Source organism: Niveispirillum sp. KHB5.9, assembly GCF_048066115.1.
In the GTDB taxonomy this organism is placed as follows: Bacteria; Pseudomonadota; Alphaproteobacteria; order Azospirillales; family Azospirillaceae; genus Niveispirillum.
Genome location: NZ_JBLTYX010000039.1, coordinates 1 through 23272, shown reverse-complemented (window position 1 = coordinate 23272; position 23272 = coordinate 1). Strand labels below are relative to the sequence as shown.

Sequence of the window (23272 nt, the reverse complement as noted above, 5' to 3'; positions counted from 1 at the left end):
TCTCCCTGTTTCGGGTGATCGAACCGGGCCGCCGGATGGCGGCGCCGGCGATTGACGAATGTTGAAAATCAGAACTTGGAGCGGACGCCGACGCGGAACTGTCGGCCAATGACGTCATAGAGATAGCCGTTGACGCCCGACTGGATGGTGCTGGAGGTCGACCAGTTGGGAGAGGCCGGCGGGTCCTGGTTCAGCAGGTTGTAGATCGACGCATAGATTTGCGTCTGTTCACCGATGCCACCCAGCGTGTAGGTGGCCGTCAGGTCGAAATAGGACACCGCCTTCACCCTGTTATTGTCGATATCCACGCCTTCCTTGAACTCCCGGTGCAGATGGCCGGCGCCGATGAAGCGGTTGGTCAGCGTGGTGCTGAAGGAACCCGTGTCCAACGTGGCCGACGACAGCAGGCGCCAGCGCGGCACGGCCGTGGGGAAGCGCTGTTCATTGGCATTGTCGCCGGCATAGTTCACCGTGATGCCGTTGGCCGTGACGGAGCGTTCATCGGCATAGCTGGCGACGGAACGCAGGCTGAGCCGGCCGATATCGCCCAGATCGCCCTGCCACCCCGCCTCGAAATCGATGCCGCGCGCCCGTTCGGCGTTCAGGTTCTGCGGCAGCAGCGTAATATGGGTGATCAGGCCGGCGGCATTGCGGGTGATGAAACCACACTGGTCGGTGGAACCGGCGGCGCAGCGGGCCAGGACGTTGGTAGCCTCCAGCGTCGTGATCGATCCCTTGATCTTGATGTCGTAATAATCCGCCGACAGGGACAGCCCGTCCAGCCAGGACGGGCGGTAGACAAAGCCCAGTGAACGGGTATCGGCCTTTTCCGGGGCCAGATCGCGGTTGCCGGTGGTGATGGCGCGGATGGAATAGGAACTGTTGGTGACCGGATCGTCGATGGTCTGGTTCAGCGTGATGCCGGCCGCGAACTTTTCCGCCAGATTGGCGGCGCGGATGTCGCGGGATGCCACGCCCCGGATGCGGAACTGATCATCCAGATCCCAGGTGGCGCCCAGCTTCCAGGTGGCGACGGACCCGCTAGTAGAATAATCGGTGAAACGCACGGCCCCGTTCAGGTCCAGTTGCTCCACGAACGGCAGGCCCTGGGCCAGCGGCACCACGGCTTCGGCGAACAGGTCCTTCACCGTGTAGCTGCCATGGGCCGGCTTGTAGTTGCCCACATAATGCGCATCGACCAGCGACAGGCTGTCAGCGGTGGAACGATAGCTTTCGCGGCGATATTCCGCACCGATGGCGGTGGAAACCGGGCCGGCCCAGATGCTGAACGGCTCGCCCCGCAGGGTGAAGGCGCCGACATCCTGACCGAAGCGGACATTCTGCACGGCATTGCCATTCACATAATTCAGGGCCGCCTGGGACATGTTGCCTTCGCCGAAAATATCGAACGGCGCGCAGAAATTCGTGGGATCGGTCAGGGTGGAGCGGCAGACGATCTGCCCGTTCGGCCCCACCACGGCATCCACAGCCCGGTCGAAATTGGCCAGGATGGGGTTATTGTCGAAGGCGCCAAAGGAGAAATGGGTGCGGCCATGCTGGAAATAGCTGTCCCAGCTCCAGCCATCGCCGAACACGCCTTCCGCGCCGGCCACGTAACGCTGCTGCGCCCGTTTCGACCGGCCGCTGACGCCGCCCATGTCCAGGAACATGCGGCCGACATTGATGGTGGACAGGCCCAACTGTGTCATCTGCTGCTTCACGGCGACAGGCAGATAGGCATTGTCGGCGCGGATCACCTGATTGGTGATCTCGAACGCGCGGCCCACCACGTCGTTGCGCGCCTTGCCATATCCGGCCTCCCCGAACACCGTGATATCAGGCGTCAGTTCGTAGGAGACGCGGCCATAGGCGGTGCCGTAACGCAGCGGCAAGGCCAGACGGATACGCCCGCCGACATCCTGGCTGTCACCGCCGATGGCCTGGATACCTGTCACCAGGCCGGGATTGAAGGGCAGCAACTCGCCATTGGGGCCGAACTGCTTGTTGTAAAGCGGGTTGGCCGTGCTGACACCGTTCACCATGACCGTGCGCGGGCCGGTGATCAGCCCGCCCGTGGTCTGGTTCGACTTGCCGACATGGTCGGCCACCAGCCGGCGCGGCTGGCCATTGGTGGGTGTCCAGGCGGGGTTCAGCACGGTCTTGCGGCTGGTGAACCAGTCGCGGCTGTCGGGGAAGCCGGCCCCGCCTTCGGAATGGTATTCACCACTGACGATGACATGGCCGCGCCCTTCGGCGAAGGGGGAGCCGACGGAAAGCTCTCCCTTGAAGGACTTGGCGTCGCCTTCGTTGGAGATGCCATATTGCGCGCCGGTCTTCACCCCTGTGAAGGTGCGGTCCAGCACATAGTTGACGACACCGGCCACGGCGTCGGAGCCCCAGGCCGCCGAGGCGCCGCCCGTGATCACATCCACCCGCTGCACCAGCGCCTGCGGCAACAGGTTGGCGTCTACGGCGCCGATATCGCTGGTCGGCACCACCCGGTGACCATCCAGCAGGACCAGGGTGCGGTTGGGACCCAATGCCCGCATGTCGAAGAAGTTCGACCCCGCCTCCGCGCCCGCGCCCGAGGTGCCCCGGCGCGGCGTATTGGAACCGACCAGGGCCGGCAACTGGTTCACAAAATCGGCGATGTTGGCGGGTGCCGCCTCCAGCAGCCGGGCCTGATCGATCACGGTGGTCGGCGTCGGCGCGTCATAGCCCTGGCGGGCGACACGCGTGCCGGTCACCACGATCTCATCCAGGGCGGCGGCCTGCTTCTCCCCCTGGTCCTGCGGATCGGCCCAGGCCGGGGCGGCGGCGGCGGAAACCAGGGCAAACAGGGCAATCCGGGAGACCTGGCAAATCAAGCCATGCCTTCCCTTGAATGATTTCTTCATGCCGCCCGAACGTTGATTGTTATCCTGCATGCTCATTTCTATCCCTCCCGATGCTGTCGGCGCAATTCCATTGGTTTTGCGCTTCTGATTGCGGTGAACTGACACCGGGAATGTGCCACGTGACCTGGACAATCTATTTATGCCGGGGTCCGCGCCTTTGCCTGAAAGTCCGGTTTTCGATCCGGCGGCCCTCGCCATCACGCGCGGGAGGGTTTATGTCTGAATGCAGAAGAAGGAACCGCGCCGAAGCGGCTGGCAATAATGGGAGGTGACCTTTGGGCGCGATGGAACCAGGCAAGGCTGTGTGGATCCTGTCCGGGCGTTTCGGCCGGGCGACCGTCAACCTGAACGACCGGGCACTGGTGGAACATGCCCACCGGCAGATCAATATCCTGCTGAAGCTGGGGGGTGCAGATGCGCATTTCCTGGTGGATGGCAAGGAACTGGCGCTGAATGACGCCTCCATGCTGCTGTTCAATTCCTGGCTGCCGCATGGGAAGCTCGCGGGGCCGCCCTGCCTGATCCTGTCGCTGTTCATCGAGCCGGACTGGCTGGGTGATGCCCTGCCCCATACGGAGGCGCGCGTGACCGAACTGTTCGCCGATGCGCAGGTGACATTGACAGAGGAGGTGCATATCCAGGCCTCCCGTCTGGCGACCGCCATCACGGCGCAGCACCGGGCGTCACAGGAACAGTGCGAAAGGCTGTTGCTGGACCTGGTCGACGCCATCGTGGCGCAATATGCGGGCGACGCGGCGGAACGATCGCTGATGCCGCGCCGGCAGATGATCGATTTCCGCATCCGCAAAGCGCTGGCCTATATGCAGGCCAATTCCCTGCGTAGCCTGCAGATGGAAGAACTGGCGCGGCAGGTCGGCCTGTCGCGGTCCCGCTTCTTCGAACAGTTTCGCCGCTGCGTCGGCACCTCGCCCCAGCAATATGCCGATTATATCCGGGTGACGACAGCCACGCGGCTGTTGAGCACGACGGATCTGTCACTGGCGGAACTGGCGGATGAGCTGGGCTTTGCCGGCCACAGCAACTTCACCCGCTTTTTCACCCAGCATATCGGCGTGCCGCCCAGCGAATTCCGCCGCCAGACGTCGGATGCGGAGATGATGGCCGTTCATTGACGGCGCCATCGGCCTTCCCGATGTGCCGGGGAAGGCCGTCACCCAAGGTCAGCGCGTCGGCAGGGCCGCCACGGCGGCAAAGGCCGGGCGGGCGCGCAGCCCGGTATACCAGCGGGACAGGGCCGGAAGCGCCGGCCGGTCGATGGGCAGGGCCAGCCAGCGATGCGCGCTGATCCCCGCCGCGATGTCCGCGATGGTGAAGTCATCGCCGGCAACATGGGTCGAGCCGGCCAGCCGCGCATCCAGCAGGGTGAACTGCCCGGCCACCTGTGTTTCCGCCGCCTGTGCCGCCGGGCTGCCGGCCTGTGACCGGGTCTGCATCACATCACGCAGGCCGATCCCCAGCGACACCATCTGCCAGTCCAACCACTGATCCACCACACCGCGCGCCGCCAGCGTGGCGGGCAGCAGAAGCGGCTGCGGGTGGCGGGCCGCCAGATAACGCAGGATGGCGTTGGATTCCCACAGAACCACATCCCCATCCTTGATGGTCGGGATACGGCCATTGGGGTTCATGGCCAGATAAGTCGGATCATCCAGGCCGCCAAACGGCCCACCCAGATCAATGCGGTCGAAGGACAGGCCGATTTCGGCACAGGCCCAGATGATTTTCTGGACATTGGATGAATTGGCCCGGCCCCATAAGGTCAACATTGTGGATTTCCCGAAACTGTCATATCGATCCGGCATGGTAGCGCCGCTGCGCGATACTAGGCTTTCCCACCAGTACGGAAGCTATGCTGTACGTCCGGTTTCCGCCGGTGCCCGCCGCGCTGACAAATAACAACGCGAACATAAGAAATAGCCGCATAGAGGCGCACGCCGTCAGCATTCCGTGGAATCCTTCAACGACGGGAAATGCTCCGTCGATCGAACAGCATCAACAGAAATGATCAGAGCGTGACAACGCCGAACGGAGGCACTACCCTTCAGAATTCAATCATCACCCTCTGAACCGCGCCAAGTTTGCCGGAGGCTCCAACTGGTGACCACAGCGTCCCGGTATGTTGGATGCGGATGTAGGCACCCCCGATTTGAACTTGCACAGCTAAGTTGTTGATTTTGATAGATACCGAGCGATAGCAAAAGCAAACCCCAAAAACAAAGCCCACGTAACATATTGATGTTACGTGGGCTTTTCTTTGTCAGGTTGGATGCGGGGGCTCGCCTCAACCGATGGTATGACAATTTATCCGTGAATATCTGACATTTATATTCTCGCCAAACAACCAAACTGGTTGAACTTGCCGCATGTTGACTGAAGTTCGAAACGGGCCGATTCTTCCGGACAATATTGGCAAGCATCAATAAGTAGCCCCGGCATTCCGAGGTATCCGCCGATTGTCTCACCTGCGGCGACGGAGCGGCGCCGGGCGAGATGTTTATCCCGCTTCTTCGTTCCCCTATGTGCTGCCACCGGACGCCATCGACATGGCATCACTCCTACGTAGGCACATATCATGCCCTTACCCCCATGCGCGGCGCGAAGAACCGACCCTCATCCTTAATTGGGGCCGATGATCGCCGGTACGGCGTCGAAATTCCCGGGGGACAGCAGGCCGTCGGCAGTGATGACCCAGCCATCCATGATCGGCCGCATCGGCTGGGCCAGCCACAGGCTTGACTGAACGGCCGGCAATGAAGAACGCCGTTCCAACAGCCTGTCCGCGGGAATGACGCGCATTTCCTCCGTCGTGCTTCCCAATGCCGCCCCATGCCACCTGCTTCATGCGATGGCTACCTTGCCGAAATGGGTGGCGGATGCTTGATGGGCATAAGCTTCCCTAGCCTCCTCGAACGGGAAGACGCGATCGATGACCGGCATGAGCTTGTGCACCTCGATGGCGCGGTTCATGTCTTCGAACATCAGGCGCGAACCGACGAAGATGCCTTGGACGCGGATTGAACGCCGGATCAGCGCCAAGGGCTCGAAGCCCGCCCCTTCGCGGCCGCCGACGGCGCCGATCACGACGATGGTGCCGCCACTGGCGACGCTGGCCAGTGACTTCGGCATGGTGCCGGGACCGCCGACTTCGAGCACGAGATCGACAGGCTGGCCAACCTCCTTCTCCCAATCGGGGTGGGTTTTGTAATTGATCGTCTTGTCGGCGCCGAGTGCGCGGGCGCGGGCGAGTTTCTCATCCGACGACGAGATGATGGTCACTTTCGCTCCCGCCAGCTTGGCGAATTGCAGCGCGAAGACCGACACGCCGCCGGTGCCGAGCAGCAGCACGCTTTTGCCGGGACCGATCCGTCCAATCTCGAACAGCGCGTTCCAGGCGGTCACGCCAGCGCAGGGAAGACAGGCCGCTTCGGCATAGGACAGATGATCGGGGATCGGGACCACGCCCTGCTCGGACAGGATCACTTCCTCGGCCAGCACGCCGTCAATCGGCCCGCCGAGATCTGATCCCGGCACGTCGGCTCGCATCGGGCCGCCGATCCAGTTCTGGAAGAAGGTGCTGGCCACGCGGTCACCGACCTTGAAGCGCGTCACCCGCGATCCGACCGCGACGACTTCGCCCGCACCGTCGGACAGCGGAATGGTGTCGCGCTGCACGCGCCCTTTGGCGACGCCACCATCACGGTAATTGAGCGACCAACCCCGCATGCGGATCTTGAGTTCGGTGTCGCCTGGCGCTCTGGAAGGCCTGTCGGTCAGAACGAGGCCACTGCCTTCGGTGGGAAGGATCCAGGTCTTCATGTCAGTTTCTCCAGGATTGCCCGCCAGTTCGGCAAAGTGACCTTCGGCGGTGGGCGCTTCGCCATCTTTGAACGCACATCCAGCGTACTGCGCAGGTGTCGGTCGCACTTAGCTCGCACGGCAGCGTTTGATAACCTATCCGGCCCATCGATCTGACGAAGTCTCAAATGGCAGTACCGATGCAGGCAAGTTTGCCGCCGCCCCGAGGTTAGGGTGACATAGCAACAACAAGGAGATCGCAAAACGATGAGCAAGGGTGTCTTCCTCCTCACCGGCGGCAGCCGCGGCATCGGTGCTGCGATCGCCAAGGATGCCGGCGAACAAGGCTATTTCGTGCTGCTGACCTATGCCGGCCGGGCCGACTCCGCCGAGAAGGTGGTCAAGGAGATCGAGGCCAAAGGCGGGAAAGCCGCCGCCGTCCAAGCCGATACCGGCAATGCCGACGATGTGAAGCGCATATTCGCCGAGGCTGACAAGCATGGCCGCCTGTCGGTGCTTTGCTACAATGGCGGCATCACCGGCGCGGTGGGCCTGCTGGCCGACCAGCCCGATGAAACCCTCGAACGGGTCATCGCCGTCAACCTGACCGGCGCCCTGTGGAGTTGCCGCGAAGCGATCAACCGCATGTCGACGCAACGCGGCGGCCAGGGTGGAGCGATCGTGCTGATCTCGTCGCGGGCCGGCAAGCTGGGTTCGCCCAAGCAACATGTCTGGTATGCCGCCTCAAAAGGCGGCATCGACGCGCTCAATATCGGCCTGGCCCAGGAGGTCGCCCGCGAAGGCATCCGCGTCAATGCCGTGTCGCCCGGCCCCATCGAGACCGAAATCCATGCGCCGGGCCGCATGGACGCGATCCGCGATGGGCTGCCGATGCAGCGGATCGGCAAGCCTGAGGAAGTCTCCGCCACCGTCATGTTCCTGGTCTCCGATCGCGCTTCCTACATCTCCGGCTCCAATATCGATGTGGCGGGGGCTCGATGACGAGCGATGCGCCGATTGTGGACTGCCACGCACATGTCTTTACGCGTGATCTGCCGCTGGTCAGCGGCGCCTGGGCCGCTCCGAACTATGACTACACCTACACCGATTACCTGGCCGATCTCGACCGGTACGGCATCCATTTCGGCGTGCTGTCGGGGCTGAGCATTTCCGGCACCTATAACGAATATACGATAGGCGCGCCGCTCTTCAGCCGCCGTCTGCGGGCCACCGCGATCGTGGCGCCGGACACCGATTTCTACACGCTGAGGCGGATGCGCGACGAAGGGGTGGTCGGCATTCGCCTTCAACTGGTTCGCAAGGAGGTGTTGCCGGATCTTACCAGCGACGCTTACCGGCTGTTGCTGCGTAGAGTGCGCGATCTGGACTGGCATGTGCATCTGGCCCTCGAATCCCGGCGCCTGCCGCCGATACTGGATCTGATGGAGAAAGCCGGCATCAAGATCGTCCTCGATCATTTCGCGCATCCGGAGCCCGACCTGGGTGTCTCCTGCCCCGGCTGGTTGGCCGGTGTCGAGGCCGTCCAGCGCGGCCGGACCTGGATCAAACTGGCGGCGGCTTTCCGACTGGCCGGGCCGGAAACCTGGCGCGAACCGGATTTTTCCCCTTCGGAACGGATCGGTGAAACGATCGCGGCGGAATTGTTCAATCGCGTCGGTGCTGAACGGCTGCTGTGGGGCAGCGATGCGCCCTTCGTCGGCTATGAGGGCCGCATGACCTATGACCGGGCTTTGGCGCAGCTGAATGCCTGGGCGCCCGATCCCGCCACGCGGCGCGCTTTGTCCAACACGGCGCTGAAGTTCTATTTCGCCTGAGGCCCATAAGAATAAGGATTGGATGAAGTGTCCATGACCTCTTGGTACCGTGAAGCGGATAGGCGCACCCGCCGGGTCTTCTGGACCTGCTGGGCCGGCTGGGCGATGGATTCGGCCGACGGCCTTCTCTATCAGTACATGATACCGCTGCTCGTCGCCGGACTGGGCATCACGCTCAAGGAAGCCGGGGTAATCGCCAGCGCCAATTACTTCGCCGCCGCAATCGGCGGCTGGGTCGGCGGCTGGCTGTGCGACCGCTATGGCCGCGCCCGCATCCTGCAGCTAACCATCCTGTGGTTCTCTTTCTTCTCCTTCGTCTCCGGCTTCGCCCAGAATTTCGATCAAATGTTGGTCGCCCGTATACTGCAAGGCATCGGCTTCGGCGCCGAATGGGCCGTCGGCGCGGTGCTGTTGGGCGAGCTGGTGGCCCCCCAGCATCGCGGCAAGGCGCTTGGCACGGTGCAGAGCGGCGCCGCCATCGGGTCCTGTTTCGCCGCCCTGCTGGCCGGCCCTGTCGCCGCCGCCTTCCCGCCGGATCTCGGCTGGCGCGTCGCCTTCTGGGCTGGCATCGCCCCCGCCGGCTTGATCTTCTTTGTTCGACGCGGTTCAGATGATGCCGAGGTCTTCAAGCAGGCAAAGCGACGCGCTGCCGAAAAGGGACGTCAGGCCGGCATTCTCGACATCTTCGCGCCCCGCATGCTGCGGATCACCCTGCCCGCCGCGCTGTTGTCGGTCGGCGTACAGGGGGGCGCTTTCGCGGTCGCCAACTACACCACCTCGTTTCTCACCCTGGAACGCGGCCTGACGTCCTCGATGGCGGGCATCTGTGTGCTGTTGCTGAGCGCGGGCGGCATTGCCGGCATCCTGACCAACGCCTATATCAGCGACCGTATCGGGCGGCGCAAGGTATTCCGATATTATAGCCTCGGCTTCATACTGACCGCGTCCTTCTATCTGTTCATGCCGCTCGGCAGCTCGCTGTGGACATTGATCCCGGCCGGAATGTGCTACGGCTTCTTCCAGTTCGGCATGTATGCCTCGTTCGGCCCCTATTTCACCGAACTGTTTCCGACCGAGCTGCGCGGCTCCGGACAGTCCTTCTCCTATAATTTCGGCCGGGCCTGCGGCGCATTCTTCATCTTTTCGGTAGCGTACATCTCGGACTCCATGGTGCTGAGTGCTGCCATGGCGATCATGGCGATCGTCGGCGTGCTGCTCGGATTGGTCGCCACCATGCTGCTGCCCGAGACCGCAGGCCGGAAGCTGATCTCCCTGGACGAAATCGGTGGGCCGGCCGGCGAAAGCCCGGCGGCCAAGACGGAGGCAGCGCGGTGAAACTGTTCGATACGCACGCCCATTTGGTCTCGGATGATTGGGACCGCTACAAGGCGCAGCCCTTCACCCATGACTTGCCGACGCCGGAGCGGCCGAACTATTCAGTCACGGTCGATGCCTTCATCGCGATGATGGATGCGCAGAACGTTGCCGAGGCCTGCCTGGTGCAGCGCGGCCATCTGTATGGCTATGACAATAGCTACATCATCGACTCCGCCGCGCTGCACCCCAAGCGCCTGCATCCGGTCGTCATCCTCGACCCCGAGAATCCGGCGACGCCGCAGGCTTATCGCAACATGGTCAAGCACCGGCACGTGCGCGGCTTCCGCATGGCGGTATCGCGGCCGTGGATCCTCGATACGGGCTGGCTGTGTTCGCCGGTGGCGATGGAGGTGTGGAAGGCCTGCGCCGATCTCGGCACGCCGCTGACCTTGATCCTGTTCATGAACCAGCTCCCCTACCTTCTGCCGTTGGTCAAAATCCTGGCAAGACAGTTCCCCGATCTGCCGATCCTGTTGGACCATGGTGCGATGCCTTATGGCATGACCCAGTACGAGGTGAAGCTGGCCGAGGACGCTGGCGAAAAGGTGGTGATGCCACCTCCGCCGCATTTCGGCATCGACAAGACCATCGCCCTGTTCGAGGACGTGCCCAACGTCCATTTCAAGATCACCGAGATCAACATGGAGCGTCTGGTCGCGGCCAATGTCCGCAGCGCTCACCTTGTGCGCCGCATGGTCGACAGCTTCGGTCCCGACCGGGTGATGTGGGGGTCGGATATCGGCCAGAGCATGCTATGGTCCTATGAGGAAAAGACAGCGATGGCGCGCGCCGCCGCCGACTTCCTCACCGGGGACGAGGCCCGCAATTTCCTGCATGACAATGCCGCCCGGGTCTATGGGCAAGCATCCTTGCCTCTTTGATCAAGCCGCTTGTCGCGTGCGACATAGAGTATCGAGCACGCCCCGCCACCTTAAGGACGACTTGCATGTACGATCCGAAAAACGCCGAACTGGTTTTTGAACTGCAACAGCAGCTCGCCGATTATTGGTATGAGGTCGACACCAACGGCGGTCTCGATGCCCATAATTACTACACGGACGATGCCGTGTTCCATGGCCCGAAGAGCTCCTATGAGGGCAAGGAAAAGATCCGGCAATTCTATAAGTGGCGCATCGACAATGGACCGCGCCTCGCCATGCACAGCATCACCAATTTCCGTGCCTGGTTCACCGGCGCCGACACCGCCGAGAGCAGCTGCTATATGCTTCTCTACGCTGCGGATGGCGTGAAGGTCCTGCCGTCGGCGCCGCCGATCGCCATCGTGCTGCTGACAGATAAATATAAGCGCGTCGGTGATCGCTGGCTGTGCACTTATCGTCGTTTCGAGCATTGGTTCGAAGGCGGCGCGCCGGTCACCAATCCCAAACTGTAATTGCCGCTTGAGGCAAGCAGCGGCGTTGTCCGCTGTTGGAGGCTTGGACTTTCACTCCCTCAAGGAGAGCCGATCATGGCCACCCAGACGATGTATGCCGACGCCGACCCGAGATCGAAACTCGCCACGGCCAAGGCTTCGGCGCTGCCGACCAGCGGAAACGGCTTCGGCGCCTCCTCCTACGCTCTGTTCGGGCAGAGCCCTCCGCAAATCGATGATGCAAACGGCAAGACCTGGCTGGTGCGCGGCCAGAACTTCATCATCGCCTATACACTCGCCAAGCCCGGCGGCGTCTTCGAGCGCCAAGGCCAAGTGGACGAATATGTTCTGCTGATCGAGGCCAAGGAGCCGACCGCGACGGTGGCGGCCGGCGGCGAGGAAATCAACATCGCTGCCGAGAGCCTGACCATCGTCCCGCCGGGCGACAGCAGGATCACGGTCCCGAACGGCGGCGAAATCGTCCGCCTGTTCACCACCGCCTCGAAGGATCTGGCAGCGCTCTGCCCGAATGCCGACACCTACAGGCAGCAGGCGCCGAACATCCCGCCGCTGCAACTGTGGCCAGCACCACCCACCGGTTTCAAGATCCGTACTTACGATCTGAACGTGCCCAGGAAGGAAGGTCGTTTCGGCCGTATCTGGCGCTGCACGACCTTCATGGTCAATGTGTTCGAACCGGCCCCGGCGCGCGACCCGAACAAGCTGTCGCCGCATTTCCACGATGATTTTGAGCAATGCTCGCTGGCGATGGGCGGCACCTACGTCCACCATCTGCGCTGGCCATGGACGGCCAAGCTGTCCGAATGGCGCGATGACGAACATGTCACCTGTCCGGCCCCATCCGTTGCGGTGATTCCTCCGATGGCGCTGCACACTTCGGCGGGGATAGAGCCGCAAGGTAATCTGTTGGTCGACATCTTCTCGCCGCCACGGCGCGATTTCTCCGATATGGAGGGCTGGGTGTTGAACGCCGACGAATATCCAGCTCCGCCGGCGGCTTAACGGAATGGCCGCCTATGATGATGTGCCGGGCCGCTTCCGCGCCCGGCTGGCAGGTCACGAGCGCCTGCTCGGCACCTTCCTGAAAACCGCGACCGGTCACGCCACCGAGATTCTTGGCGGCGCAGGTTTCGATTTTGTGGTGGTCGATGCGGAACACGCGCCCTTCACGCGCGGCGACATCGATACGATGATGATGGCCGCCCGCGCCGCCGGCATCGCCAGTGTCGTACGCGTGCCCCACGAAGGCGAAATCCTCAACGCGCTGGACTGCGGCGCCGCCGGCGTCCTGGTGCCGCATGTGGCAAGCGCCGAGACGCTGCGCAACATCGTCTCGCTCTGCCGCTATCAGGGCGGAACGCGCGGCTTCTCCAACTCTCCCCGCGCCGGCAACTACGGCGCCCGCGGCTTCGTCGACCATATCAAGTCGGCCGATGCCTCGACCTCAATCGTCGCGATGATCGAGGACCCGGAAGCCATCGACCAGCTCGACGAGATCTTCGCCGTCGAGGGCCTGACGGCCGCCTTCATCGGCCGCGGCGATCTGTCGGCCCGGCTCGGCGCCCCCCATGTGAAAGACCCGATGATCACCGCGATTGTCGAACGTATCGGCGCGGCGGCGAAGCGGCATAACATCCCGCTCATTGCGCATATCGGCTCAGGCGATGATCCCGATATTGCGGCGTTGGGGAAGCATGGGGTGAACGCGTTCCTGGTCTCCTCCGACCAGGGCATGCTGCGCCAAGGGGCGCTGGCGGTCCGGAGGGCGTTTGACAGTGCCGCCTAAATATTAAGGCACTGCCTGCATCAAAGGATGATTGTTGATCGGGGATCTTGGCGCGCCAAGATCCCCGATGCGTTTGAGTTTTCCGCTCTCAGAATTTATCCGGTTGGCAATGTGGTGCGCATGATGGCGATGGAGGCCAAGGACGTGATGCTGGGCCGGGCCTGGGCATCTGCTGACTTGCTCCATGTGTCCTCCACCGCCCATATCGCCTCGGCATAAAAAAGACCGCGATGACTGAGAAGCCATCGCGGTCAGCTTACCTGAGCGTGGCGTGCTTCACTTCACGCCACGTTCTGGAAGATCGGGTCACATCACCATTTTGCTCTCACGCCGAGGCGGAAGGCACGGCCGATCGGGTCATATTGCAGCGGGTTGCCGAACAGGCGCAATTCGGGCGGCGGGGCGACATCACCCACATTGTTGACCGCCCAGTAGATCTCGGACTCCAAACCATCGCTGAACTGATAGGGACGGAACGAGCCCGACAGATCGACGTAAAAAACAGAACTGACCGTGTTGATATTGGCGCTGCGCGGGTTGTTGATGTCGTAACCGGCCTGGGTCGGCCCGATCTTGTTCGGATCGAGGATGCTCTGCGGGATATAGCGCAGATGGGTCGAGACCGCCCATTTCGGCTGAACATAGCTGATCACGGCATCGATCTTGTAGGTCGGCACACCAGCGATGGCCGCGGTCGAGCCGGCATTGCCGGTGACGCCGTTCATGCGCGTGACCAGACCGGTGCCACCGATCGACCTCAGCTTGGTAATATAGTTCGCATTGACCTGGACGCCGACATTGCCGCCATAGACATCCTCGATCGTATAATCCGAGGTGATCTCGTAACCCGAAGCAAGCACTTTGGCCACGTTCTGGTAGGTTGAAAGAATGGACACCGCCGGACTGGCCTTGTACGCGCCGCTGAAAGTGATCAGGTTGCAGAGCAGGTCCTGGGTCGCGCAAGCGGTCAGGATGTTGGCACCGGTCACCGTATCGATCGCGTTGTTGACCTTGATGTCGTAATAATCGACCGAAACACGGAAGTTCGGGATGAAGTCCGGCTTCAGCACGACACCCAGCGTGGTGGTCTTACCCGATTCCAGCTTCAGGGCCGGATTGCCACCGGTCAGGTTGGCGATCAGATGATTGCCGCCGCCGAACGGATCGTTCAAAGGCAGATTGGTGCTGACCGTGTTCGGGTTCGATTCCGCCGCCGTCGGCTTGCGAATGTCGGCGGAGCGGGTAGCGCGGAACATGATCTGGTCGTCCGGCTGGTACTCGACGCCGATCTTCCAGGGGTGGGCATTGCCGAAGGTGCTGTAATGCGTCTGGCGCCCCGTCAGATCCACCGTCAGTGATTTGGCAAGCGGCAGATCGGACAGGATCGGGATGTTCACCGCAGCATAGCCTTCCGTCACCTTATGGATCACTTTCGGCAGCGCCGTCACCTGCGGCGCGGTGAACAGACCCGCCAGGGTCAGCGGGTCGGCCTTGCCGGAAGCGCTGTCATAGCGATACTCGAAGCCGATCGCGGCCTTAACAGGACCGGCCGGCAGCTCAAACAGGGTGTGCCGCAGATTAGCGCTGACATTATGCTGCACGATCCGCCGGGTTTGCCACTCGTCCTGCATATATTTCTCAAGCTGGGCCGGCGTCAGACTGGTGCCCAGGAAATTGACCGGCACACAGCCATCGTTCGGGTTGGCCACACTGGAGGCACAGATGACCGGAGCGCCTGTGGATGTCCGATAGATCGTCCCGGCATAGCTCGCCGGTGGCGTGATCGCGTTGGCGGCCTGATTGTCGAGCATCGAAAGTCGGGTGTTGCCAACGAAGAGGTTGGAGTCGGTCAGCCCATATTCATAAGCGACGTCCCACTGCCAATCCTCAGCGAGCTCGCCTTTCAAGCCACCGACGAAGCGATACGTGTTGTTGGTGCTGGAACCCAGAGCAGTGTCGCCGGTCTGCACCAGGATCGAATTGACATTGATCGCCGTAATATTGGGATCCGCCGCCAGGATCTGCGCCCGCACCTCAGGGGTGATGTATGGGTTGTTGATGCTGATGCCGTTGGTACCGCCGACCGGCGCGGCATTGACCCAGGTTGTGCGTACCGGACCACCCTCCACGCGGCTATAGATGAATTCGCCAAAGGCTGTGACGTTATCCGTCAACTCGTAATCGCCATGCGTCATCATCGACACATGCGACGTCGGCGTGACGAGGGGAACATTGCCCCAGCCCCAATTATTGGAAGCGGCCTGATCGCCGCCCTGCATGAAGGTGCCGCTGAGATAGTTGCCAAACTGAAAGGGGATCAGCGCGGTGCCGCCGTTGTTGAACTGCAAGCCGCGCAACGAGGCTGGCAACGCGGTAGCACCGGTGTGATTGACCTGTTGGCCGAGCACCGTCCTCACCCCGTTCACGGTCTTAATGGCGCTGGTCAGCACGCCGTTTGGCGTATAGACGAAATTTACATTGTCGAGGACCAAAGTAGCCGGCAGACCATTGGTACTCACACCGTTAATATAGCCGGGGTTGGGTACATAATTGGTCAGCTTGGCGCACCAGTCACGCTTAAAGCAATTGCCGACACCCCAATCCTGCCGATATTCGATGCCGGCGACAACATGGCCGCGCCCATTGGCGAAATCCGTGCCGCCGGCTGCGGAAACGGAGGTGTTCTTGGCGTCGCCATGGCCGCTGATACCGGCATTGGCATCGAATTTGAAGCCACTCAGCTTGGTGTCGAGGATCAGATTGACCACACCAGCCACAGCGTCGGCACCATATTGAGCGGAGGCGCCGCCCGTCACAATATCGGTGCGCTTCACCATCGAGGACGGAATACCGTTCAGGTCGACGGCGCCATTGTCCAGGCTGGGCACGAAGCGTCGTCCGTCGACCAGCACCAGCGTGCGGGTGGCGCCGAGGCCGCGCAGATCAGGCGTGTTGGCGCCGATCGCGCCGGTAACGCGGAACAGGATGGTGCTCTGCGAGGTGGTGGCGCGGAAAGCCGGAAGCTGGTTCAACGCCGTGGAAACGTCGGGGATCGCCAGCATTTTCAGGCGTTCGTCATCGATCACGTTGACCGGCGTCGGCGAGTTGAATGTCGTGCTGACGCGAGAGCCGGTGACGATGATTTCTTCCAGATCGGTCGGCTGGTCGTCCGCGGCGTGGGCCGCCACCGACATCGCCACCGCCAGGGCGGAAAGCGACGTCGAGACAAATTTTTGAGTTCTTTTAATACGCATGACGGGTCCCCCCCTTGTTGTCTTCAAAACGGACTTTTGCCGCTTACGTTCTTGGGCTTCCGATTGTGAGGTTAGAGGAACCGTCAGACAGCAACTTGCCTGTCGCGGCACCGTGCCTTGCGCATACGACCGTGGGAAGAGATGCACGGCGGCGATGATTGGAGGGATGGGCTAGGTACTCCATGGAAGCGCCACGACGACAGAGGCGATCCGTCGAGCGATGCAACATGGTCAAGGGTGCCTGAGGCTCCTGGCCAAGCGCCACGGGATCAATCAGGGACGGTGGCCAAGCGGAGGAGCCGGTCCACCCGTGGCCGATGAGAAGACCGGCCCGAAGGCTCCTCGTCCGACAGTGCCGACGTTGGAGGAGCTGGTTCCGCCCTTCAAGGATTGGGCTTGTCAGAGAGGAGTCAATTCCGCCCGAAAGCGCTTCCAATTGGCGACGTAGTGCTCCGCCGAGAGCGCCAGCTTCCTGGCCTCATCATCACTGAGCACCCGGATGAGCTTGGCCGGCGAGCCCATCAACAGGGAATTGTCGGGGAAAATCTTGTTCTCGGTGACCAGCGCGTTCGCGCCGATCAGAGACCCCCGACCGATCTTCGCCCCATTCAGAACGATCGAGCCAATTCCAACCAGAGTGTTGTCGCCGATTTCGCACCCATGCAGCATCACCTGATGGCCGACCGTGACATTCGCGCCAACCGACAAGGGCGAGCCGGGATCGCTATGAAGCACGGATCCGTCCTGAATGTTGGTGTTCTCGCCGATCACGATCGGTTCGTTGTCGCCGCGTATCGTGGCACCAAACCATACGCTGGCATTTTTGTTCAGTATGACATTGCCGATAATCGCGGCATTCGGGGCGATCCAATATTCGCCATCCGCAGGAAGCTGAGGCTGAAAATCTCCAAGCCGATATAAACCATGGTGGACGTTCATTGGTGCACCTCCTCTGTGGGCGTGTCGGAGATCGGTTCTTTGACGGCGCCGGCGAGGCAAGGCCATCTCGACGCTTCAGAAACCGACGGCGTCGCCACCTTTCAGATTCAACATTTGGCGAGCCTCATCGGGACTGGCGATGGTCAGCCCGAGCGCTTCGAGAATAGTGCGAATTTTGGTCACCTGGTCGGCATTCGACTGCGCCAATTCACCTTTGCCGATATAAAGACTGTCCTCCAGCCCGACGCGGACATTGCCGCCCAGCAGCGCGCTCTGGGTGCAGAAAGTCATCTGATTCTTTCCTGCGGCAAAGGCGGAGAAGTGGTAATCGTCGCCGAACAGGCTGTCGGCGATGGTCACCATATGTGCCAGATTGCGCGGGTCGGCGCCGATGCCGCCCAGGATGCCGAACACGCCCTGGATCAGGAAGGGTGGCTCGATCAGCTTCTTGTCGGCGAAATGGGCCAGCGTGTAGAGATGGCCGATATCGTAGCACTCGAATTCGAACTTGGTGCCGAAGGCTTGGCCGACCTCGCGCATGATGCGCTCGATATAGGCGTTGTCATTATACATGATGCGGCCCCGCGCGCCCTCGACATACTCGCGTTCCCAATCATGCTGCCATTTCTCGACGCGGGCCGCAGCGCCGCTGAAGTCGAAAATCAGCGGGCCCATATTGAGCGAGCAGACTTCCGGCTTGAACGCCTTGGCACCTTCGAGCCGGGCGTCGAGCGACATGGTCGCGCTGCCGCCGGTCGAGATGTTGATCACCGCGTCAGTCTGTTGCTTGATGCGCGGCAGGAAGGCGGCAAAATGCTCGGCCGAGGGGCTGGGCCTGCCGTCCACAGGGTCGCGCGCGTGGAGATGCAGGATCGCCGCTCCCGCCTCCGCCGCCTCGATCGCCGCTTGGGCGATATGGTCGGGCGTGATCGGCAGATGGGGTGACATTGACGGGGTGTGAATCGACCCCGTCGGCGCGCAGGTGATGATGACTTTCTTCGACTGGCGCATGGACGGCTCCTAAAGTCCGGCGTGGCACAGATATTTGTAGTTCAAATACTCATCGATGCCATGCTTCGAGCCCTCGCGGCCGATACCCGACTGCTTGACGCCGCCGAACGGCGCCGAGGCGGTCGAGATCAGGCCGGTATTGATGCCGATCATGCCGGTCTCGAGGTCGCGGCTGGCTCGAGCGATGGTTTCCTGACGACTTGAACAAAGATATGCGGCCAGACCGAACGGCGTGTCATTGGCCATGGCGATGCCCTGCTCGTAAGACCCAAACGGAATGACACCGGCCAGCGGGCCGAAGGTCTCCTCGCGCGCCAGCAGGGCGTTCGGGGCAACGTCGCGCAGCAGGGTCGCCGGCGATAGGAGCGATCCATCACTCTTACCGCCGGCGATCAGCCTCGCCCCCCCCGCAAGCGCGTCATCCAGATGGGCCTCGACCTTCTCGACGGCGCGCCTGCTGATCAGCGGACCGATATCGGTTTCCGGGTCGAAGCCGTCGCCCACCTTCAGCGCCGCGACCCGCTTCTGGAAGGCGGCCAGGAAATCCTCGTAAATGCCGCGCTGGACGTAAATCCGATTGGCGGCGATGCAGCTCTGCCCGCCATTACGGAACTTGGCGACCATCGCCGTCTCGATCGCGAGATCAAGGTCGGCGTCGTCGAACACCAGCAGCGGAGCGTTGCCGCCCAGTTCCAGCGACAGCCGCTTGATGGTCGGGCCAGAGGCCGACATCAGGATGGCGCCCACCCGCGTCGAACCGGTGAAAGTGATCTTCCGCACCACGCTGGAGGCAGTGACGATATCGCCGAACAAGGCCGGCTCCGAGGTGACGACGGACAGGACGCCGGCCGGGATGCCCGCCTCCTCCGCCAGCACGGCCAGCGCCAGGGCGGTCAGCGGCGTCTCGCTGGCGGGCTTGCAAACCATGGTGCAGCCCGCGGCCAGCGCCGGCGCGATCTTCCGCGTCAGCATCGCCATCGGGAAGTTCCAGGGCGTGATGGCAACGCAGACGCCGATCGGCTCACGCTCAGCCATCAGGCGGCGACCGGGCATGTTCGGCGGGATGATCTCGCCCATGATACGGGTGGCTTCCTCGGCATAGAGTTCGATGAAGCCCGAACCATAGGCAATTTCGGCGCGCGCCTCCTTCAGCGGCTTGCCGTTCTCCAGCGTGATCAGCTGGGCAAGGTCCTCCTTGTGGCGTTCGATCAGGTCGAGCCAGCGCCGCAGCAGCACACCGCGTTCGCGGTTCGGTGTCCGCGACCACCGCGGAAACGCTTTCTCCGCCGCAGCAATCGCGGCACGGATCTCCGCTTCGCCAAGCGACGGCACGCTGCCTGCTATCTCACCCGTATAGGGATCCTTGACCGTGATCGTCGCTCCCGACGCGGCATCTTGCCACTGGCCGCCATGATGGGTCTGCGCACGCAGAAGATCCGGTCTGGAGAGGTGTGCTCGGTTCGCTCTCATCTGTATCGCTATCGATCTGATGGTTTGAAGGGCGCCCCAGGGCGACCTGGGACTTCGCTTCCGCCTCGTTGAGCTTGAGGCGGCGATATTCCCGCGGCGCCATGTCGAAGCGGTCGCGGAAGGTGCGGGAGAAATGCGGGGCGCTGTTGAAACCCCAGCCGAAGGCGATCTCGGTGATCGAATGGCCGGCCCAGGCGGGATCACCGATCTGCCGGGCACACTGCTCCAGGCGGTGGCGCAGGATATAGGCCGATACCGTCTCCTGCTCATTGGCAAAGATGGCCCTAAGATAGCGCTGCGACAGCTTCATCCGCGACGCGATCATGCACGGCGTCAGCTCGGGATCGCGCAGATGCTGCTCGATGAAGAGCTTCACATTGGCATGTCGGCCGCTGACAATCGAAGATTGCGGCGAAGGCTGCGGAAGAGCCAGGGTGAAAGCCGTCGCGATGATGTCGAGCAGATGGCGGGCAACACGCTCCTGGTAGTGGCCCGGCAGTTCCGCCTCGATCTCATTGAACAGGCTCACAGTCATCGCCGTAGCCGTCGCGATGAGGCCGCTCTTGCCCCGCAGGGCAAGACCACAGAAGCTTTCCGGCGACGGGCAATGCTCCTTGAAGGTCGAAGCACCGACGCGCAACAGAAGTGCTTCGACATCAGCGCCGAAATTCAGCGTCAAAGGGGCAGCGCTGTCGCACAGCACCATGTCGCCCTCGTCGAACGCGATCGTATTGCCGTAATGACTGATCTCGCCGCTGCCCTCGATCAGCAGGATGATGAGATAGGAACGCGGACTCCGGCGTGCAATTTGCGCCTCTCCCCGCTCGATCAGGGTTTTCGTGCTGGTCAGGCGGGCCAGCCGCAAGGGTCCGAGATCGCTGTCGGCGAGTTTCGCAGCGAACAGATCCGGCTTGGTCGGCTTGAAATCCATCGCCTCGATGCGGGCCGAGAAAGCGTCGTTCCAGCCCACCACCGGTGTTCGGACATTCAGATCACTCGTGCTGAAAATATTCACTGAGCGTCTCCCTAGGCTGGGAGCGTTTCCTCCCTTGCCCAGGATCCTATATGATATTGGATATATGAAAAGAAAAATCGAAGAGGGAGCGACTGCTTCGACGGCAAATCTGGTTAATTATCGGAAAATGGAGCGAAACGATCGTACGAGCGCTGAAGATGCTCTCGCATCGCCGCCTCTGCGGCCTCGGGATCGCGAGCCGACAGGGCCTCAATCAACACTGCATGCTCATTGACCGCCTCAGTGGCGACCCCGCTGTGGAACCGAAGACGGAAGATATGAAAATGTGTATTCAATCGCGCCAAAGCGTCGCGGATGATTGGATTGCCGGAGCCAGTCGCGATCAGATCGTGCAATTGAGAATCCTGGTCGGCGAATTTATCGTAGGTCTCGCGTGAATCAGCAGCAGTCATTCCGCGCGCCAGATCGATCAACTTGGCCATCGCCCGGTCGTCCATCCTGTTGGCGGCGCATTTGGCAGCGTAGGGTTCAATCAGCAGCCGCGTTTCAAAGAGATGCTCGAACTGCTTGCGGTTGAGCTGCGGCGCGCTGCAATAGCCGGCGAAATGACGCTTGGTGACCAGGCCGATCGCTTCCAGCATGGACAGCGCCTCGCGGATCGGCGTTTGGGAGACGCCGAGCTTCTTGGCCAGACCATCAATTGAGATGCGCGTATCGGGTGGAATGGCGAGCGACATGATGTCGGCACGGATGATCTTGAAGATCTCCTCGGCAAAGCCGGGAGATCGGTTGAACCGAGGATCACCGGCATGGGCATCAGATTGCACTCGAAGCTTCTCCTCATCATCCGTCATAAGCGTAACTCCTCACCATGGCCTGGATCATAGGCTTCCGAATGATCGAAAAGACAGGGCGTGCGAGCAAGCGCGCAAGCCTTAATGCCCTTCTGAGCAAGTAGCCAGCCGCACTCCTGTCCAGACTTTCCTTATACACTGGCAGGGAAATTGGATGCGATGTCGGCGGGAGAAGAACGGCTGCTCACCATAGCGAATGTGGGGATTCTCAATTTCGGCCCCGGCGCTTTGCAGCAATGCGCCACGGATATCATCGGGCGGAAGACCCGGTCGGTATTTCTGGTCACTGGTAAGCCAACTCTTTTTCTGTGTGCGCCGCTGGTCGAGGAACTGGAGAAGGCCGGCATCAAGGTCACGCTCTGGCATGACTTGGCCGGCGAACCCACCCTTTCGGAATTCAACGACGCCCTGGAAACCGCCCGCCGCTGCGGCGCCGATGTGGTTGTGGGCTTGGGCGGCGGCAGCGCGATGGACGTGGCCAAGCTGGTGGCGGCACTCGCCACCGGCAACCAGCGCATCGAGAATGTGCTTGGCACCGATCTGGTGGCCGGGCGCGATCTATGGCTGGCCTGCATCCCGACCACGTCGGGCACCGGCAGCGAAGTCACACCGATTGCCATCCTGGGCGACGAGGACGCCGATCTGAAGAAGGGCGTGGTCAGCCGCTTCCTGGTGCCCGACGCCGCCTATCTCGATCCCGGACTGACCGTCACCATGCCGTCGGCGGTGACCGCGGCAACAGGGCTCGACGCCCTCACCCATTGCATCGAAGCCTATGCCAACCGCTTCGCCCATCCGCTGATCGACAGCTACGCTTTGATCGGCATCTCGCTGATCGCGGGAAATCTTGAACGCGCCTGCAAGGATGGCACCGACCTCGTCGCACGCTCGGCGATGATGCGCGCCAGCTTCTATGGCGGCCTCTGCCTTGGCCCGGTCAATACGGCGGCGGTGCATGCATTGGCCTACCCGCTGGGCGGCGAGTTCCATATCGCGCATGGCGTCGCCAACGCGCTGCTGCTGCCGCATGTATTGCGCTTCAATATCGAAGCCGCTCCTGCCCGCTATGCCGCCGTCGCCCATGCCCTCGGTGTGCCGAAGAGCGACGACGACTCAGCTGACTCCTTGGCCGGGGTTGAAAAAATCATCGGGCTCTCAGACGCCTGTGGCATTAAGCGCCGCTTGTCCGATTTCGGCATCCAGCGCGAGGCCATTCCGCGCATGGCAACGGCGGCGATGTCCGTTACCCGGCTGCTTGACCGCAATCTCCGCAAGCTCAGCGAGGCGGATGCGCGGGCAATTTTCGAAGCCGCTTGGTAACCGGCCGGCCGACCTGAGGATCGCAATTGGCGGTGCCCAAAAGCCCGGTTTGTTGATTTCTACGCGGAACTGACCCGGGGTGGCTGTTGTCCGGCGTGGAAAAGTGACCCACATATCTGGGTGTACCCGCTGTTTGCATACTGGATGCGGGGTTCTGGATACCCGATTTGAACCTGCGAAGCCAAGTTATTGATTTTATTTGAATTCGCCAATTGATGGCATCTAACCATAAAGCAAAAACCCCAGCAGCCTCAACAGGCTGCTGGGGTTTTTGCTTTATGGTTAGAGTCTGATCCGAAATTGATCTGAACTGTATCAACGCCTTGCGATCCGTCGGATGAAGA

20 protein-coding genes are annotated in these 23272 nt (G+C 61.9%); 10 read left to right on the top strand and 10 right to left on the bottom strand.

Features of this window, described 5'->3' with window-relative positions; genetic code table 11:
• Nucleotides 1-68: 68 nt before the first annotated feature.
• Nucleotides 69-2933: a TonB-dependent receptor domain-containing protein gene (locus ACM9HJ_RS30190; protein WP_416575516.1), complete on the bottom strand. Its 2865-nt coding sequence runs from the start codon at nucleotides 2931-2933 to the stop codon at nucleotides 69-71.
• A 248-nt stretch (nucleotides 2934-3181) separates the two neighbouring features.
• Between ACM9HJ_RS30190 and ACM9HJ_RS30185 the strand changes: the two genes are divergently transcribed.
• Nucleotides 3182-4030 (top strand): helix-turn-helix domain-containing protein, encoded by an 849-nt coding sequence (locus ACM9HJ_RS30185; protein WP_416575527.1) that lies wholly within the window; start codon nucleotides 3182-3184, stop codon nucleotides 4028-4030.
• 48 nt (nucleotides 4031-4078) lie between these two features.
• Here ACM9HJ_RS30185 and ACM9HJ_RS30180 read toward each other — a convergent pair whose 3' ends face one another.
• The 3 genes from ACM9HJ_RS30180 to ACM9HJ_RS30170 form a co-directional block, all read right to left on the bottom strand.
• A complete protein-coding gene (locus tag ACM9HJ_RS30180) occupies nucleotides 4079-4684 on the bottom strand; it encodes a glutathione S-transferase family protein (protein ID WP_416575515.1) in 606 nt (201 codons plus the stop codon).
• 850 nt (nucleotides 4685-5534) lie between these two features.
• The gene (locus ACM9HJ_RS30175; RefSeq protein ID WP_416575514.1) at nucleotides 5535-5714 is read right to left on the bottom strand and encodes a hypothetical protein; all 180 of its coding nucleotides are present in this window, start codon (nucleotides 5712-5714) and stop codon (nucleotides 5535-5537) included.
• Between the two features lie 42 nt (nucleotides 5715-5756).
• A complete protein-coding gene (locus ACM9HJ_RS30170; protein WP_416575513.1) occupies nucleotides 5757-6734 on the bottom strand; it encodes a zinc-dependent alcohol dehydrogenase family protein in 978 nt (325 codons plus the stop codon).
• A gap of 246 nt (nucleotides 6735-6980) precedes the next feature.
• Between ACM9HJ_RS30170 and ACM9HJ_RS30165 the strand changes: the two genes are divergently transcribed.
• From ACM9HJ_RS30165 to ACM9HJ_RS30130, 8 genes are all read left to right on the top strand, one after another.
• Nucleotides 6981-7715: an SDR family oxidoreductase gene (locus ACM9HJ_RS30165; RefSeq protein ID WP_416575512.1), complete on the top strand. Its 735-nt coding sequence runs from the start codon at nucleotides 6981-6983 to the stop codon at nucleotides 7713-7715.
• Complete coding sequence (locus ACM9HJ_RS30160) at nucleotides 7712-8548, top strand: amidohydrolase family protein (protein ID WP_416575511.1); 837 nt, start codon at nucleotides 7712-7714, stop codon at nucleotides 8546-8548. Before ACM9HJ_RS30165 ends, ACM9HJ_RS30160 begins: the two co-directional genes overlap by 4 nt.
• 27 nt (nucleotides 8549-8575) lie before the next feature.
• Entirely contained in the window at nucleotides 8576-9883 is a 1308-nt protein-coding gene (locus ACM9HJ_RS30155) for an MFS transporter (protein WP_416575526.1), read from the top strand.
• Nucleotides 9880-10806 (top strand): amidohydrolase family protein, encoded by a 927-nt coding sequence (locus ACM9HJ_RS30150; RefSeq protein WP_416575510.1) that lies wholly within the window; start codon nucleotides 9880-9882, stop codon nucleotides 10804-10806. The genes ACM9HJ_RS30155 and ACM9HJ_RS30150 overlap by 4 nt, the downstream gene beginning before the upstream one ends.
• Nucleotides 10807-10871: 65 nt before the next feature.
• Nucleotides 10872-11318: a nuclear transport factor 2 family protein gene (locus tag ACM9HJ_RS30145; protein ID WP_416575509.1), complete on the top strand. Its 447-nt coding sequence runs from the start codon at nucleotides 10872-10874 to the stop codon at nucleotides 11316-11318.
• 75 nt (nucleotides 11319-11393) lie between these two features.
• Nucleotides 11394-12320 (top strand): hypothetical protein, encoded by a 927-nt coding sequence (locus tag ACM9HJ_RS30140; RefSeq protein WP_416575508.1) that lies wholly within the window; start codon nucleotides 11394-11396, stop codon nucleotides 12318-12320.
• Nucleotides 12321-12324: 4 nt separating this feature from the next.
• Nucleotides 12325-13104: an HpcH/HpaI aldolase family protein gene (locus ACM9HJ_RS30135; protein ID WP_416575507.1), complete on the top strand. Its 780-nt coding sequence runs from the start codon at nucleotides 12325-12327 to the stop codon at nucleotides 13102-13104.
• 27 nt (nucleotides 13105-13131) lie between these two features.
• Nucleotides 13132-13323, top strand: a complete 192-nt coding sequence (locus ACM9HJ_RS30130; RefSeq protein WP_416575506.1) for a hypothetical protein — start codon at nucleotides 13132-13134, stop codon at nucleotides 13321-13323.
• A gap of 92 nt (nucleotides 13324-13415) precedes the next feature.
• Here the strand turns inward: ACM9HJ_RS30130 and ACM9HJ_RS30125 are convergent, their stop codons facing one another.
• The 6 genes from ACM9HJ_RS30125 to ACM9HJ_RS30100 form a co-directional block, all read right to left on the bottom strand.
• Nucleotides 13416-16358: a TonB-dependent receptor plug domain-containing protein gene (locus tag ACM9HJ_RS30125; RefSeq protein ID WP_416575505.1), complete on the bottom strand. Its 2943-nt coding sequence runs from the start codon at nucleotides 16356-16358 to the stop codon at nucleotides 13416-13418.
• Between the two features lie 399 nt (nucleotides 16359-16757).
• Complete coding sequence (locus tag ACM9HJ_RS30120) at nucleotides 16758-17297, bottom strand: gamma carbonic anhydrase family protein (protein ID WP_416575504.1); 540 nt, start codon at nucleotides 17295-17297, stop codon at nucleotides 16758-16760.
• Nucleotides 17298-17372: 75 nt separating this feature from the next.
• A complete protein-coding gene (locus ACM9HJ_RS30115) occupies nucleotides 17373-18308 on the bottom strand; it encodes a 3-keto-5-aminohexanoate cleavage protein (protein ID WP_416575503.1) in 936 nt (311 codons plus the stop codon).
• Between the two features lie 9 nt (nucleotides 18309-18317).
• Nucleotides 18318-19739, bottom strand: a complete 1422-nt coding sequence (locus ACM9HJ_RS30110; protein WP_416575525.1) for an NAD-dependent succinate-semialdehyde dehydrogenase — start codon at nucleotides 19737-19739, stop codon at nucleotides 18318-18320.
• Nucleotides 19654-20793, bottom strand: a complete 1140-nt coding sequence (locus tag ACM9HJ_RS30105) for a helix-turn-helix domain-containing protein (protein ID WP_416575502.1) — start codon at nucleotides 20791-20793, stop codon at nucleotides 19654-19656. The genes ACM9HJ_RS30110 and ACM9HJ_RS30105 overlap by 86 nt, the downstream gene beginning before the upstream one ends.
• Before the next feature lie 113 nt (nucleotides 20794-20906).
• Nucleotides 20907-21608 (bottom strand): GntR family transcriptional regulator, encoded by a 702-nt coding sequence (locus tag ACM9HJ_RS30100; protein ID WP_416575501.1) that lies wholly within the window; start codon nucleotides 21606-21608, stop codon nucleotides 20907-20909.
• Between the two features lie 159 nt (nucleotides 21609-21767).
• Between ACM9HJ_RS30100 and ACM9HJ_RS30095 the strand changes: the two genes are divergently transcribed.
• Nucleotides 21768-22928: an iron-containing alcohol dehydrogenase gene (locus tag ACM9HJ_RS30095; RefSeq protein ID WP_416575500.1), complete on the top strand. Its 1161-nt coding sequence runs from the start codon at nucleotides 21768-21770 to the stop codon at nucleotides 22926-22928.
• The last annotated feature ends 344 nt before the right edge of the window (nucleotides 22929-23272 follow it).

Coding starts and splice junctions, on each gene's coding strand:
- ACM9HJ_RS30190 (WP_416575516.1), bottom strand. CDS start 2,933: ATGAGCATGCAGGATAACAATCAACGTTCGGGCGGCATGAAGAAATCA.
- ACM9HJ_RS30185 (WP_416575527.1), top strand. CDS start 3,182: ATGGAACCAGGCAAGGCTGTGTGGATCCTGTCCGGGCGTTTCGGCCGG.
- ACM9HJ_RS30180 (WP_416575515.1), bottom strand. CDS start 4,684: ATGTTGACCTTATGGGGCCGGGCCAATTCATCCAATGTCCAGAAAATC.
- ACM9HJ_RS30175 (WP_416575514.1), bottom strand. CDS start 5,714: ATGCGCGTCATTCCCGCGGACAGGCTGTTGGAACGGCGTTCTTCATTG.
- ACM9HJ_RS30170 (WP_416575513.1), bottom strand. CDS start 6,734: ATGAAGACCTGGATCCTTCCCACCGAAGGCAGTGGCCTCGTTCTGACC.
- ACM9HJ_RS30165 (WP_416575512.1), top strand. CDS start 6,981: ATGAGCAAGGGTGTCTTCCTCCTCACCGGCGGCAGCCGCGGCATCGGT.
- ACM9HJ_RS30160 (WP_416575511.1), top strand. CDS start 7,712: ATGACGAGCGATGCGCCGATTGTGGACTGCCACGCACATGTCTTTACG.
- ACM9HJ_RS30145 (WP_416575509.1), top strand. CDS start 10,872: ATGTACGATCCGAAAAACGCCGAACTGGTTTTTGAACTGCAACAGCAG.
- ACM9HJ_RS30140 (WP_416575508.1), top strand. CDS start 11,394: ATGGCCACCCAGACGATGTATGCCGACGCCGACCCGAGATCGAAACTC.
- ACM9HJ_RS30135 (WP_416575507.1), top strand. CDS start 12,325: ATGGCCGCCTATGATGATGTGCCGGGCCGCTTCCGCGCCCGGCTGGCA.
- ACM9HJ_RS30130 (WP_416575506.1), top strand. CDS start 13,132: ATGATTGTTGATCGGGGATCTTGGCGCGCCAAGATCCCCGATGCGTTT.
- ACM9HJ_RS30125 (WP_416575505.1), bottom strand. CDS start 16,358: ATGCGTATTAAAAGAACTCAAAAATTTGTCTCGACGTCGCTTTCCGCC.
- ACM9HJ_RS30120 (WP_416575504.1), bottom strand. CDS start 17,297: ATGAACGTCCACCATGGTTTATATCGGCTTGGAGATTTTCAGCCTCAG.
- ACM9HJ_RS30115 (WP_416575503.1), bottom strand. CDS start 18,308: ATGCGCCAGTCGAAGAAAGTCATCATCACCTGCGCGCCGACGGGGTCG.
- ACM9HJ_RS30100 (WP_416575501.1), bottom strand. CDS start 21,608: ATGACGGATGATGAGGAGAAGCTTCGAGTGCAATCTGATGCCCATGCC.
- ACM9HJ_RS30095 (WP_416575500.1), top strand. CDS start 21,768: ATGTCGGCGGGAGAAGAACGGCTGCTCACCATAGCGAATGTGGGGATT.